We start from the raw sequence: 13548 nt of genomic DNA, 5'->3' as shown, positions 1-13548 counted from the left end.
AAACGTGTGCTGCGCCACAGTTGTTCAATCGGCGGCCCGAATACCCGGCGGCTCACTCTTTATTGACGCCGTAACGGACATTGCGGACTCTCGTGATCATGGCCGTGATCATGGCCTTTCGCTGTTACGCCCGAATTGCCCCGCAGCTACCATCCGTTGGGCCCGATGGCCAAGCCCCCTTCTTGTGGATCTCTCATGGGTGTGGCGGAGGTCACGCAACGGTTACGGCGAGGGCTGCGTCCGGAGTCGGTCGGCGCTCGTGAATGTGTGCACGTGTCCACACTCCGCCTCGCACCTCCCTCTGAGGTGTGAACGCGGTCCACTATCAAGCCGTCGCGTCCATCGCCAATTTGCATGCAGGGGAACCCTCTTGATATGGAGATGCCTCTCCCGACCTGCGTCGACAAGCGGAAATGTCACCTCTGGTGATCACTCGGACGCTTCTCGTGTGAAGATCACCGCTGATCCGACTTCATGATCCTTCGTCTGGTGGTGGAGATCACAAAGCTTGTGCAATACCCCGTGTCGCAGATCACAGACCGGCGGGCATAAGATGCGGGTCAGTTGGGCTTGTGACCTGCTTCACATGTTCGCGATCTTCGTCGGGACGGACGGAGGTCAGAGGGACGTATGAAGCGGGTGTGAGTCCGATGCCATCGCCAGCAGTCAGTGCCGACTGAGAGGAGCGAGGAGCGGTGAACGCTTATGCGCCCATCCTCGTACTGGGAGCCCTCGGGGCAGGCTTTGCGATCTTCTCCGTGGTCATGGCCACGCTGATCGGTCCGAAGCGGTACAACCGGGCCAAGCTCGAGGCCTACGAGTGCGGGATCGAGCCGACCCCCACGCCGGCCGGCGGCGGGCGCTTCCCCATCAAGTACTACCTGACGGCGATGCTCTTCATCGTCTTCGACATCGAGATCGTCTTCCTCTACCCCTGGGCCGTCACCTTCGACGCCCTGGGTGTTTTCGGGCTCGTGGAGATGCTGCTCTTCGTGCTCACCGTCTTCGTCGCGTACGCGTACGTATGGCGGCGCGGCGGCCTGGAATGGGACTGAGGGGCCTTTAACTCATGGGACTCGAAGAAAAGCTGCCGAGCGGCTTCCTGCTGACCACCGTCGAGCAGGCCGCGGGCTGGGTGCGCAAGGCGTCCGTCTTTCCGGCCACCTTCGGCCTCGCCTGCTGTGCCATCGAGATGATGACCACCGGCGCCGGACGCTACGACCTGGCCCGCTTCGGCATGGAGGTCTTCCGCGGCTCACCCCGCCAGGCGGACCTCATGATCGTCGCCGGCCGGGTCAGCCAGAAGATGGCGCCGGTGCTCAGGCAGGTCTACGACCAGATGCCGAACCCCAAGTGGGTCATCTCCATGGGGGTCTGCGCCTCCTCGGGCGGCATGTTCAACAACTACGCGATCGTGCAGGGCGTCGACCACATCGTCCCGGTCGACATCTATCTGCCCGGCTGCCCGCCACGGCCCGAGATGCTGATGGACGCGATTCTCAAGCTCCACCAGAAGATCCAGTCCTCCAAGCTCGGCGTGAACGCCGAGGAGGCGGCCCGCGAGGCGGAGGAGGCGGCGCTCAAGGCCCTGCCCACGATCGAGATGAAGGGGCTGCTGCGGTGAGCGACGCGAACGGCACCAACGGAGCCAACCCGGAGAAGGAGCTGAGCGGCTCCAACCTCCCCGGCCAGCGCGGCGAGGGAGGTGAGGAGATCCGCGTCCAGCGCGGCATGTTCGGCGCCGACAACGGCGGCGACACCTCCGGCTACGGCGGCCTGGTCCGCTCGATCCGCCTCCCGGGACCGGCGGCCCGCCCCTACGGCGGCTGGTTCGACGAGGTCGCCGACGAGCTGGAAGGCGCCCTGGAGGAGCAGGGACTGCTCCCGGGCAACGCGATCGAGAAGACGGTCGTCGACCGCGGCGAGATCACCTTCCACATCGAGCGCGAGCACCTGCTGCGCGTCGCGCAGACCCTGCGCGACGACCCGGCCCTGCGCTTCGAGCTCTGCACCGGCGTCAGTGGGGTCCACTACCTCCACGACAAGGGCCGCGAGCTGCACGCCGTCTACCACCTGCGCTCGATCACCCACAACCGGCTGATCCGCCTGGAGGTCAGCGCGCCGGACGCCGACCCGCACATCCCGTCGCTGGTCTCGGTGTACCCGACCAACGACTGGCACGAGCGCGAGACCTACGACTTCTTCGGGATCGTCTTCGACGGCCACCCGGCCCTGACGCGGATCATGATGCCGGACGACTGGCAGGGCCACCCGCAGCGCAAGGACTACCCCCTCGGCGGCATCCCCGTCGAGTACAAGGGCGCCCAGATCCCGGCTCCGGACCAGCGGAGGTCGTACTCATGAGCACGCAGCACGCAACTCCGCGCGAGACCACCGAGGGCACCGTCTACACGGTCACCGGTGGCGACTGGGACGAGGTCGTCCAGAGCGCGGCCAAGGCCGACGACGAGCGCATCGTCGTCAACATGGGGCCCCAGCACCCCTCCACCCACGGGGTGCTCCGCCTGATCCTGGAGATCGACGGCGAGACCGTCACCGAAGCCCGCTGCGGCATCGGCTACCTCCACACCGGCATCGAGAAGAACCTCGAGTTCCGCACGTGGACGCAGGGCACCACGTTCGTGACGCGCATGGACTACCTGACGTCCTTCTTCAACGAGACCGCCTACTGCCTCGCCGTCGAGAAGCTCCTCGGCATCGAGGACCAGATCCCCGACCGGGCCACCCTCATCCGGGTGCTCCTGATGGAGCTGAACCGGCTCTCCTCGCACCTGGTGTGCATCGCCACCGGCGGCATGGAACTCGGCGCCACCACGATCATGATCTACGGATTCCGTGATCGTGAAATGATTCTCGACATCTACGAGCTCATCACGGGCCTCAGGATGAACCACGCGTACATCCGCCCCGGCGGACTCGCGCAGGACCTGCCGCCCGGCGCGGTGGACCACATCCGCGAGTTCGTGAAGAAGATGAAGAAGAACCTCCCGGAGTACGACAAGCTCGCCACCGGGAACCCCATCTTCAAGGCCCGTATGCAGGACGTCGGCCATCTGGACCTGGCGGGCTGCATGGCCCTCGGCGCCACCGGCCCCATCCTGCGCTCCACCGGCCTGCCGCACGACCTGCGCAAGGCACAGCCCTACTGCGGCTACGAGACCTTCGAGTTCGACGTGCCGACCGCCGACACCTGCGACTCCTACGGCCGCTTCCTCATCCGGCTCGAGGAGATGCGCCAGTCGCTCAGGATCGTCGAGCAGTGCCTGGACCGGCTCCAGCCGGGACCGGTCATGGTGGCCGACAAGAAGATCGCCTGGCCCGCCCAGCTCGCGCTCGGCCCCGACGGGCTCGGCAACTCCCTCGACCACATCAAGAAGATCATGGGCACCTCCATGGAGGCCCTGATCCACCACTTCAAGCTGGTCACCGAGGGCTTCCGCGTGCCGCCCGGACAGGCGTACGCGGCCGTCGAGTCACCCAAGGGCGAACTCGGGGTGCACGCCGTGTCCGACGGCGGCACCCGCCCCTTCCGGGTCCACTTCCGCGACCCGTCCTTCACCAACCTTCAGGCCATGGCGGCGATGTGCGAGGGCGGCCAGGTCGCCGACGTCATCGTCGCTGTCGCGTCCATCGACCCCGTGATGGGAGGCGTCGACCGGTGACCACCAGTTCTTCCGAGCGGGGCGTCAGCCTGGGCATGCCCGAACTGCCCGCACCCGCCTACCCGGACGACGTCCGAGCCCGCCTGGAGACGGACGCGCGCGAGATCATCGCCCGCTATCCGGACTCCCGCTCGGCGCTCCTGCCGTTGCTGCATCTCGTGCAGGCGGAGGAGGGACACGTCACGCGCACCGGCATGCGGTTCTGCGCGGACGTGCTGGAGCTGACCACGGCCGAGGTCACCGCGGTGGCCACCTTCTACACCATGTACCGGCGCAAGCCGTCCGGTGACTACCAGGTGGGGGTCTGCACCAACACCCTGTGCGCGGTGATGGGCGGCGACGCGATCTTCACCGAGCTCCAGGAGCACCTGGGCGTCGGCAACGGCGAGACCACCGACGACGGCAAGGTCACCCTGGAGCACATCGAGTGCAACGCGGCCTGCGACTTCGCGCCGGTCGTGATGGTCAACTGGGAGTTCTTCGACAACCAGACCCCGGCCACCGCCAAGCGGCTCGTCGACGACCTGCGCGCGGGGCGTCCGGTCGAACCCACGCGCGGGGCGCCGCTGTGCACGTTCAAGGAGACCGCGCGGATCCTCGCCGGCTTCCCCGACGAGCGGCCAGGGGCCGTCGAGGCAAGCGGCGGGGCCGGACCCGCGTCGCTGGTGGGCCTCCGCCTGGCCAGGGGAGAGACCGCACCCGCGCGCGTGGTCCATCCGCGCGAAGGAGCGTCGCAGGACCGCGACAGCGCACCGCAGGACAGGGGCGCCCACGAGCCGTCCCCGTCGGAGCACCTGAGTTCGCACGACGCGCCACAGGACACGTCGGCCTCCGACCCGGCCCATCCGGCCGGGCCCGCCGCCGAGGAGGGGGAGTGATGACCTTGGCACCCGAACTGAAAGACACCAGCCCCGAGAAGCTGCTCGCACCCGTGCTGTCGGCCTTCTGGGACGAGGACAAGTCCTGGACGCTGGACGTCTACAAGAGGCACGAGGGCTACGAGGGACTCCGCAAGGCGCTCGCGATGTCGCCGGACGACCTGATCGCGTACGTCAAGGACTCCGGTCTGCGCGGCCGCGGCGGCGCCGGATTCCCCACCGGCATGAAATGGCAGTTCATTCCGCAGGGAGATGGAAAGCCGCACTATCTAGTTGTCAACGCCGACGAGTCGGAGCCCGGGACCTGCAAGGACATCCCGCTCCTCTTCGCGAACCCGCACAGCCTCATCGAGGGCATGATCATCGCGTGTTACGCCATCAGGTCTTCGCATGCCTTCATCTATCTGCGGGGTGAAGTCGTCCCCGTACTGCGGCGGTTGCACTCGGCCGTGAGCGAGGCCTACGCGGCCGGCTACCTCGGACAGAACATCCTGGGCAGCGACCTCGATCTCGACATCACCGTGCACGCGGGCGCCGGCGCGTACATCTGCGGTGAGGAGACCGCACTGCTCGACTCGCTCGAAGGCCGCCGTGGCCAACCGCGGCTCCGTCCCCCCTTCCCTGCGGTCGCGGGCCTCTACGCCTGCCCGACTGTTGTGAACAACGTGGAGTCGATCGCGTCGGTTCCCGCGATTCTCCAAAGGGGGAAAGACTGGTTCAGGTCGATGGGCAGCGAGAAGTCTCCCGGCTTCACGCTGTACTCGCTCAGCGGCCATGTCGCCAGCCCCGGCCAGTACGAGGCCCCGCTCGGCATCACGCTGCGCCAGCTGCTGGAGATGAGCGGCGGGATGCGGCCCGGCCACCGGCTGAAGTTCTGGACGCCGGGCGGCTCCTCGACGCCGATGTTCACCGAGGAGCACCTCGACGTCCCCCTGGACTACGAGGGCGTCAGCGCCGCCGGTTCCATGCTCGGCACCAAGGCCCTGCAGTGCTTCGACGAGACGACCTGCGTCGTCCGCGCCGTCACCCGCTGGACCGAGTTCTACGCCCACGAGTCCTGCGGCAAGTGCACCCCGTGCCGTGAAGGCACGTACTGGCTCGTGCAGTTGCTGCGCGACATCGAGGCCGGCAAGGGCGTCATGTCCGACCTCGACAAGCTGAACGACATCGCCGACAACATCAACGGCAAGTCGTTCTGCGCCCTCGGCGACGGTGCCGCCTCGCCGATCTTCTCCTCGCTCAAGTACTTCCGCGAGGAGTACGAGGAGCACATCACGGGCCGCGGCTGCCCCTTCGACCCGGCCAAGTCGACGGTCTGGGCCGACTCCCGCACGGAGGTGAACGCATGACCGTGACCACGAGCGCTCCCTCAGGCGGGGGAGAGGCGGCGGTCCCGCCGGAGGACCTCGTCTCGCTGACCATCGACGGCGCCGAGATCAGCGTGCCCAAGGGCACCCTGGTCATCCGGGCCGCCGAACAGCTCGGCATCGAGATCCCCCGGTTCTGCGACCACCCCCTCCTCGACCCGGCCGGCGCCTGCCGGCAGTGCATCGTCGAGGTCGAGGGACAGCGCAAGCCGATGGCCTCCTGCACCATCACCTGCACCGACGGGATGGTGGTGAAGACCCACCTCACCTCGCCGGTCGCCGAGAAGGCCCAGCACGGGGTGATGGAGCTCCTCCTCATCAACCACCCGCTGGACTGCCCGGTCTGCGACAAGGGCGGCGAGTGCCCCCTGCAGAACCAGGCGATGTCCCACGGCCAGGCCGAGTCCCGCTTCGAGGGCAAGAAGCGCACCTACGAGAAGCCCGTCCCGATCTCCACCCAGGTGCTGCTCGACCGCGAGCGGTGCGTGCTGTGCGCCCGCTGCACCCGCTTCTCCAACCAGATCGCGGGCGACCCGATGATCGAACTGGTCGAGCGGGGCGCGCTCCAGCAGGTCGGCACCGGCGAGGGCGACCCCTTCGAGTCGTACTTCTCCGGCAACACCATCCAGATCTGCCCGGTCGGCGCGCTCACCTCGGCGGCGTACCGATTCCGCTCCCGCCCCTTCGACCTGGTGTCCTCCCCGAGCGTGTGCGAGCACTGCTCCGGCGGCTGCGCCACCCGCACCGACCACCGGCGCGGCAAGGTCATGCGCAAGCTCGCGGCCAACGACCCCGAGGTCAACGAGGAGTGGATCTGCGACAAGGGGCGCTTCGCCTTCCGGTACGCGCAGCAGCGCGACCGGCTGGAGCACCCGCTGGTGCGCAATCCCGAGGGCGAACTGGTGCCGGCGTCCTGGCCGGAGGCGCTCCAGATCGCGGCCCAGGGGCTGCTCGCCTCCCGCGGCCGGGCCGGAGTCCTCACCGGCGGCCGCCTCACCATCGAGGACGCCTACGCGTACAGCAAGTTCGCGCGCGTGGCGCTCGACACCAACGACATCGACTTCCGCGCGCGCGTGCACAGCAGCGAGGAGGCCGACTTCCTGGCCGCACAGGTCGCCGGCCGCGGCCGTGACCTCGACGGTACGGGCGTCACGTACTCCGCTCTGGAGAAGGCGCCGGCGGTCCTGCTGGTCGGGTTCGAGGCCGAGGAGGAGGCGCCCGGCGTCTTCCTGAGGCTGCGCAAGGCGTGGCGGGGGCACGGCCAGAAGGTCTTCTCGCTCGCCACCTACGCCACGCGCGGCCTGGAGAAGGCGGGCGGCACGCTGCTGCCCGCCGCCCCCGGCACCGAGACCGAGTGGCTGGACGCGCTGGCCGGCGGGGTCGGCCTGGAGGACGACGGCAGCAGGGCCGCCGAGGCGCTGCGCACCGCGGGTGCGGTGATCGTCGTCGGCGAGCGGCTGGCCGCCGTGAAGGGCGGACTGACCGCCGCCGTGCGGGCCGCCTCCGCGACCGGCGCGCAGCTGGTGTGGATCCCGCGGCGGGCCGGAGAGCGCGGTGCCCTCGAAGCGGGCGCGCTGCCGTCGCTGCTGCCGGGCGGGCGTCCGGCCACCGACCCGCGCGCGCGGGATGAGGTCGCCTCCGTCTGGGGCATGGCCGAACTCCCGCACCGCTACGGCCGGGACACCGGTCAGATCGTCGAGGCCGCGATGTCCGGCGAGCTCCAGGCCCTGGTGGTCGCGGGCGTCGAGCTCGCGGACCTGCCCGACCCGGCACGCGCGCGTGCAGCGCTCCAGGAGGCCGGGTTCGTGGTGTCGCTGGAACTGCGTCCCGGTGAGGTCACCGAGCGCGCGGACGTCGTCCTGCCGGTGGCCGCGGTCGCCGAGAAGGCCGGCACCTTCCTCAACTGGGAGGGCAGGGTGCGGTTCTTCGAGGCCGCGCTCAAGCCCGACCAGATGACCCGCTGGCTCGCGCCCACCGACGCACGGGTGCTCCAGATGCTGGCCGACGCCATGGACGTACACCTGGGTCTGCCGGATCTGCGCACCGCGCGCGCGGAGATCGACCGGCTCGGCCCCTGGGACGGACCGCGCGGCACCGAACCCTTCGAGACCGGGGCCCAGCTGCCGCGGCCCGCCGCCGGGGAGGCCGTCCTGGCCGGACACCGGCTGCTGCTCGACCAGGGTCTGCTCCAGCAGGGCGACGAGGCGCTCGCCGGGACCCGGCACGCGGCACACGCGCGGGTGTCGGCCGCGACGGCCGCCGAGGTGGGCGTCAAGGACGGCGACCTCCTCGCCGTGACCGGCAAGACCGGGGTCGTCGAACTGCCGCTGCAGATCACCGAGATGCCCGACCGCGTGGTCTGGCTCCCGCTGAACTCCACCGGCGGGGGCGTCGCCTCCGACGCCGGGGTGCTGCCCGGCTCCCTCGTCCACATCGGCCCGGCGACGCTCGCAGCCGAAGCTCCCAAGGAGGTGGAGGCATGAGCCCGTACCTCGCCGCGGAAGACCTCTCGATGTTCGGCACCGACCCCTGGTGGCTGGTCGTCGTCAAGGCCGTCTTCTGCTTCGCGTTCCTGATGGTGACCGTGCTGTTCTCCATCGTGTGGGAGCGCAAGGTCGTCGCCTGGATGCAGCTGCGCATCGGTCCCAACCGGCACGGCCCCTGGGGCATGCTCCAGTCGCTCGCCGACGGCGTGAAGCTGATGCTGAAGGAAGACGTCATCGTCAAGCGCGCGGACAAGGTCGTCTACGTCCTCGCGCCGATCGTCGCGGCCATCCCGGCCTTCATGGCGATCGCGGTGATCCCCTTCGGCCCGTCCGGCAACGAGGTCTCGATCTTCGGCCACCGCACCACGATGCAGCTCACCGACCTGCCGATCGCGATGCTCTACATCCTCGCGGTCGCCTCGGTCGGCATCTACGGCATCGTCCTGGCGGGCTGGAGCTCCGGATCGACGTATCCGCTCCTCGGCGGCCTGCGCTCCTGCGCGCAGATGATCTCGTACGAGATCGCCATGGGCGCCGCCTTCGCCTCGGTGTTCCTCTACTCCGGGTCGATGTCGACCTCGGCGATCGTCGAGGCGCAGCAGGACCGCTGGTACATCGTCCTGCTGCCGGTCTCCTTCATCATCTACGTCATCACCATGGTCGGCGAGACCAACCGCGCCCCCTTCGACATGCCGGAGTCCGAGGGCGACCTGGTCGGCGGCTTCAACACCGAGTACTCGTCGATCAAGTTCGCGCTGTTCATGCTCGCCGAGTACGTGAACATGGTGACGGTCTCGGCCGTGACGACCACGCTCTTCCTCGGCGGCTGGCGGGCCCCCTGGCCCATCAGCACCTTCTGGGAGGGCGCGAACCACGGCTGGTGGCCGCTGCTCTGGTTCGTGATCAAGGTGCAGCTCCTGCTGTTCTTCTTCATCTGGCTGCGCGGAACGCTCCCGCGGGTCCGCTACGACCAGCTGATGAAGCTCGGCTGGAAGGTCCTCATCCCGGTCTCCGTGGTGTGGCTGATGCTCGTCGCGACCGTGCGGACCCTGCGCAACGAGAACTACGACTTCGCCGACATCGCCCTCTACGTCGGTGGCGGAGTCCTGGCCTTGCTGCTGCTCTCCTTCGTCGCCGACATGTTCCGCGAGAAGTCGAAGGCGGCCGCGGAGCCCGCCGAACAGCCGGCCGGATTCGACCCGATGGCGGGCGGATTCCCCGTCCCGCCGCTGCCCGGACAGGAGTTGCCGCCGGTGCCCAGGCGCCGCTCGCGCCAGGAGCGAGAGCTGATTGTCAGTGGCGGGCCCGATACTCAAAGTGACGGACCGCTGACTGGTTCTACGGATGGAAAGGAGGCGTCCGATGGCTGAGGAACCCAAGGAGACCAAACCCGGTTTCATGAACCCCGTCGCCGGCTTCGGCGTGACCTTCAAGGCCATGTTCAAGAAGCGGCTGACCGAGCAGTACCCGGAGCAGCAGAAGACCACCGCTCCGCGGTTCCACGGACGGCACCAGCTCAACCGCCATCCGGACGGCCTGGAGAAGTGCGTCGGCTGCGAGCTGTGCGCCTGGGCCTGCCCCGCCGACGCCATCTACGTGGAGGGCGCCGACAACACCGACGAGGAGCGCTACTCGCCGGGCGAGCGGTACGGCCGCGTCTACCAGATCAACTACGCCCGCTGCATCCTGTGCGGGCTGTGCATCGAGGCCTGCCCCACGCGCGCGCTGACGATGACCAACGAGTTCGAGCTGGCCGACAGCAGCCGCGCCAACCTCATCTTCACCAAGGAGCAGCTGCTCGCCGGCCTCGAAGAGGGCATGGTCGACTCGCCCCACGCCATCTACCCCGGCACGGACGAGCAGGACTACTACCGGGGGCTGGTCACGGAGGCCGCGCCCGGCACCGTGCCCCAGGTCGCCGTCTCCAAGGGCGAGGTGGTCCAGGAGGCCGACTCCACCTTCGGTGCGGACGAACCGGCGTCGGAGAAGGTGATCGGGCGATGAGCGCACCCCTCCAGCTCGCCGCCGCGGCCACGCTGGCCGCCGACACCTCCACCGGCGAGGCCTTCCAGTTCTGGGTCCTCGGCACCGTCGCCGTGATCGGCGCCCTGTGCACCGTCTTCATGAGGAAGGCCGTGCACAGCGCCCTCTGTCTCGCCGGGACCATGATCATCTTGGCGGTGTTCTACCTCGCCAACGGCGCCTACTTCCTCGGCGTCGTCCAGATCATCGTCTACACCGGCGCGATCATGATGCTGTTCCTGTTCGTGGTGATGCTCGTCGGCGTGACCGCGGCGGACTCCCTCAAGGAGACCATCAGGGGCCAGCGCTGGCTGGCCCTGGTGTGCGGGCTCGGCTTCGGCATCCTGCTCTTCGCCGGCATCGGCAACGCCTCGCTCAAGCAGTTCAACGGCCTCACCCAGGCCAACGCGGGCGGCAACGTGGAGGGCCTCGCGACCCTCATCTTCACCAAGTACGTCTTCGCCTTCGAGATCACCGGCGCCCTGCTGATCACGGCCGCAGTCGGCGCCATGGTGCTCACCCACCGCGAGCGCACCGAACGCGCCCTCACCCAGCGCGAGATGGCCGAGAAGCGCGTCCGCGAGGGCAAGCACGTCCCGCCGCTGCCCGCCCCCGGCGTCTACGCCCGGCACAACGCGGTGGACATCGCGGGCCTGCTGCCCGACGGCACCCCGTCCGAGCTCACGGTCAGCAAGACACTGCGCGAGCGCGGTCAGATCCGTGACGTGTCCGCCGAGGCGCTGAACGACCTCAAGGCGCTGGAGCAGCGCGCCGAGGAACGCCTGGAGCGGACCGAGATCGAACCGGCCACCTTCAAGAGGGAGGCGTCGAAGTGAACCCGGTCAACTACCTCTACCTCGCCGCCCTGTTGTTCACGATCGGCGCCACCGGCGTGCTGATCAGGCGCAACGCCATCGTGGTGTTCATGTGCATCGAGCTCATGCTCAACGCCTGCAACCTCGCGTTCGTCGCCTTCTCCCGGATGCACGGCAACCTCGACGGCCAGATCATCGCCTTCTTCACGATGGTCGTCGCCGCCGCGGAGGTCGTGGTCGGGCTCGCGATCATCGTGTCGCTGTTCCGTTCCCGCCACTCGGCCTCGGTCGACGACGCCAGCCTGATGAAGCTGTAAGGGGTCGCTGAATCGTGGAGAATCTGATCGCGCTGCTGATTGCGGCGCCTCTGCTCGGAGCGGCGGTCCTGCTGACCGGCGGCCGACGGCTGGACGCCGTCGGCCACTGGATCGGCACCATCCTGGCCGGCGCCTCCTTCGTGTTCGGCGCCATCCTCTTCGCCGACCTGCTCGGCAAGGACGCCGAGCACCGCACGCTCATCCAGCACCTGTGGACCTGGATCCCGGTCGAGGGCTTCCAGGCGGACGTCACCTTCCGCCTGGACCAGCTGTCGATGACGTTCGTGCTGCTGATCACCGGCGTCGGCTCACTGATCCACCTGTACTCGATCGGGTACATGGAGCACGACGAGCGGCGCCGCCGCTTCTTCGGCTATCTGAACCTGTTCCTCGCGGCGATGCTGCTGCTCGTCCTCGCCGACAACTACCTGCTGCTGTACGTCGGCTGGGAGGGCGTCGGTCTCGCCTCCTACCTGCTGATCGGCTTCTGGCAGCACAAGCCCAGCGCGGCCACCGCGGCGAAGAAGGCCTTCCTGGTCAACCGCGTCGGCGACATGGGCCTGTCGATCGCGATCATGCTGATGTTCACGACGTTCGGCACCTTCGCCTTCGGCCCGGTCCTCGGCAGCCATGAGAAGCCCGGCCTCGTCGACGGCGCCTCCGAGGCGACGCTCACCGGCATCGCCCTGATGCTGCTGCTCGCCGCCTGCGGCAAGTCCGCCCAGGTGCCGCTGCAGTCCTGGCTCGGGGACGCGATGGAGGGCCCGACCCCGGTCTCGGCCCTCATCCACGCGGCGACCATGGTGACCGCGGGCGTCTACCTGATCGTCCGCTCCGCCAACATCTTCAACCTCGCGCCGGACGCCCAGCTCGTCGTCACCGTCGTCGGCGGTGTCACGCTCCTGTTCGGTGCGATCGTCGGTTGCGCGAAGGACGACATCAAGAAGGCGCTGGCCGGCTCGACCATGTCGCAGATCGGCTACATGGTCCTCGCCGCGGGCCTCGGCCCCATCGGCTACGTCTTCGCGATCATGCACCTGGTGACGCACGGCTTCTTCAAGGCCGGGCTCTTCCTGGGAGCCGGTTCGGTCATGCACGGCATGAACGACGAGGTCGACATGCGGAAGTACGGCGGCCTCAGGAAGTACATGCCGATCACCTTTGTGACGTTCGGCCTCGGCTACCTGGCCATCATCGGCTTCCCGGGCCTGTCCGGCTTCTTCTCCAAGGACAAGATCATCGAGGCGGCCTTCGCCAAGGGCGGCACCGAGGGCTGGATCCTCGGCGCCTGCGCCCTGCTGGGCGCGGCCATCACCGCCTTCTACATGACGCGCGTGATGCTGATGACGTTCTTCGGCGAGGAGCGCTGGAAGAACCAGCCCACCCGCTCCCCGGAGGCACCGAGCGCCGAGCCCGCCGCCGCGCACCACGGTGAGCACGCGGAACCCCACCCGCACGAGTCCCCCAAGTCCATGACGATCCCGATGATCGTGCTGGCCTTCGGATCGGTCTTCGCGGGCGGCTTCTTCAGCATCGGCGACCGCTTCCTGCACTGGCTGGAACCGGTCACCGGGCACAGCGAGGGCGACTCCCCGCTCAGTGCGGCCACGGTCACCGGCGCGACCATGGTGTGCCTGCTGATCGGCGTCGCCATCGCCTGGGCCCAGTACGGCCGCAGGCCCGTCCCGGTCGTCGCCCCGCGCGGGTCGCTGCTCACCCGGGCCGCCCGGCGCGACCTGCTCCAGGACGACTTCAACCACGTCGTCCTGGTCCGCGGCGGAGAGCACCTCACGCGGTCCCTGGTCTACGTCGACCACACCCTGGTCGACGGCGTGGTCAACGGCACGGCGGCCTCGGTCGGCGGCCTCTCCGGACGGATGCGCAAGCTGCAGAACGGCTTCGCGCGGTCGTACGCGGTCTCGATGTTCGGCGGCGCGGCGATCCTCGTCGCCGCGACCCTGCTGATGAGGGCGGTCTGAT

The 13548-nt window shown here is 68.6% G+C and carries 12 protein-coding genes; all 12 read left to right on the top strand.

The window, feature by feature from the left end; all coding sequences use genetic code 11:
* Positions 1 to 695: 695 nt before the first annotated feature.
* Genes RKD20_RS18615 through nuoL form a run of 12 tightly spaced genes read left to right on the top strand, consistent with a single transcriptional unit; the run spans position 696 to position 13547 of the window.
* Entirely contained in the window at positions 696 to 1055 is a 360-nt protein-coding gene (locus RKD20_RS18615; protein ID WP_007383963.1) for an NADH-quinone oxidoreductase subunit A, read from the top strand.
* Between the two features lie 14 nt (positions 1056 to 1069).
* Entirely contained in the window at positions 1070 to 1624 is a 555-nt protein-coding gene (locus RKD20_RS18610; RefSeq protein ID WP_007383964.1) for a NuoB/complex I 20 kDa subunit family protein, read from the top strand.
* Positions 1621 to 2364 (top strand): NADH-quinone oxidoreductase subunit C, encoded by a 744-nt coding sequence (locus RKD20_RS18605; RefSeq protein ID WP_007383965.1) that lies wholly within the window; start codon positions 1621 to 1623, stop codon positions 2362 to 2364. Before RKD20_RS18610 ends, RKD20_RS18605 begins: the two co-directional genes overlap by 4 nt.
* Positions 2361 to 3683: an NADH-quinone oxidoreductase subunit D gene (locus tag RKD20_RS18600; RefSeq protein WP_424878690.1), complete on the top strand. Its 1323-nt coding sequence runs from the start codon at positions 2361 to 2363 to the stop codon at positions 3681 to 3683. The genes RKD20_RS18605 and RKD20_RS18600 overlap by 4 nt, the downstream gene beginning before the upstream one ends.
* On the top strand, positions 3680 to 4561 hold the full coding sequence (gene nuoE, locus RKD20_RS18595) for an NADH-quinone oxidoreductase subunit NuoE (protein WP_020120591.1): 882 nt from the start codon (positions 3680 to 3682) through the stop codon (positions 4559 to 4561). The genes RKD20_RS18600 and nuoE overlap by 4 nt, the downstream gene beginning before the upstream one ends.
* The gene (gene nuoF, locus RKD20_RS18590; RefSeq protein ID WP_424878689.1) at positions 4561 to 5910 is read left to right on the top strand and encodes an NADH-quinone oxidoreductase subunit NuoF; all 1350 of its coding nucleotides are present in this window, start codon (positions 4561 to 4563) and stop codon (positions 5908 to 5910) included. The genes nuoE and nuoF overlap by 1 nt, the downstream gene beginning before the upstream one ends.
* A complete protein-coding gene (locus RKD20_RS18585) occupies positions 5907 to 8411 on the top strand; it encodes an NADH-quinone oxidoreductase subunit G (protein WP_424878688.1) in 2505 nt (834 codons plus the stop codon). The genes nuoF and RKD20_RS18585 overlap by 4 nt, the downstream gene beginning before the upstream one ends.
* On the top strand, positions 8408 to 9784 hold the full coding sequence (gene nuoH / locus RKD20_RS18580; RefSeq protein WP_424878687.1) for an NADH-quinone oxidoreductase subunit NuoH: 1377 nt from the start codon (positions 8408 to 8410) through the stop codon (positions 9782 to 9784). Before RKD20_RS18585 ends, nuoH begins: the two co-directional genes overlap by 4 nt.
* Positions 9777 to 10418, top strand: coding sequence for an NADH-quinone oxidoreductase subunit NuoI (gene nuoI / locus RKD20_RS18575; protein WP_020120587.1), 642 nt, complete (start codon positions 9777 to 9779; stop codon positions 10416 to 10418). The genes nuoH and nuoI overlap by 8 nt, the downstream gene beginning before the upstream one ends.
* On the top strand, positions 10415 to 11272 hold the full coding sequence (locus tag RKD20_RS18570; protein ID WP_424878686.1) for an NADH-quinone oxidoreductase subunit J: 858 nt from the start codon (positions 10415 to 10417) through the stop codon (positions 11270 to 11272). Before nuoI ends, RKD20_RS18570 begins: the two co-directional genes overlap by 4 nt.
* Positions 11269 to 11568: an NADH-quinone oxidoreductase subunit NuoK gene (gene nuoK / locus RKD20_RS18565; protein WP_003974374.1), complete on the top strand. Its 300-nt coding sequence runs from the start codon at positions 11269 to 11271 to the stop codon at positions 11566 to 11568. Before RKD20_RS18570 ends, nuoK begins: the two co-directional genes overlap by 4 nt.
* Positions 11569 to 11582: 14 nt before the next feature.
* Positions 11583 to 13547, top strand: coding sequence for an NADH-quinone oxidoreductase subunit L (gene nuoL, locus RKD20_RS18560; RefSeq protein WP_424878685.1), 1965 nt, complete (start codon positions 11583 to 11585; stop codon positions 13545 to 13547).
* The last annotated feature ends 1 nt before the right edge of the window (position 13548 follow it).

Source organism: Streptomyces sp. SLBN-8D4 (genome assembly GCF_049739545.1).
Lineage (GTDB): Bacteria > Actinomycetota > Actinomycetes > Streptomycetales > Streptomycetaceae > Streptomyces > Streptomyces canus_C.
Note: the sequence above shows the minus strand (reverse complement) of the source record. Positions and strands in the feature narration are given on the sequence as shown.

Excerpts from the sequence above, each read along its gene's own strand:
- nuoF (WP_424878689.1), top strand. The coding sequence starts at position 4,561 with ATGACCTTGGCACCCGAACTGAAAGACACCAGCCCCGAGAAGCTGCTC.
- RKD20_RS18600 (WP_424878690.1), top strand. The coding sequence starts at position 2,361 with ATGAGCACGCAGCACGCAACTCCGCGCGAGACCACCGAGGGCACCGTC.
- RKD20_RS18570 (WP_424878686.1), top strand. The coding sequence starts at position 10,415 with ATGAGCGCACCCCTCCAGCTCGCCGCCGCGGCCACGCTGGCCGCCGAC.
- nuoH (WP_424878687.1), top strand. The coding sequence starts at position 8,408 with ATGAGCCCGTACCTCGCCGCGGAAGACCTCTCGATGTTCGGCACCGAC.
- RKD20_RS18585 (WP_424878688.1), top strand. The coding sequence starts at position 5,907 with ATGACCGTGACCACGAGCGCTCCCTCAGGCGGGGGAGAGGCGGCGGTC.
- RKD20_RS18610 (WP_007383964.1), top strand. The coding sequence starts at position 1,070 with ATGGGACTCGAAGAAAAGCTGCCGAGCGGCTTCCTGCTGACCACCGTC.
- nuoI (WP_020120587.1), top strand. The coding sequence starts at position 9,777 with ATGGCTGAGGAACCCAAGGAGACCAAACCCGGTTTCATGAACCCCGTC.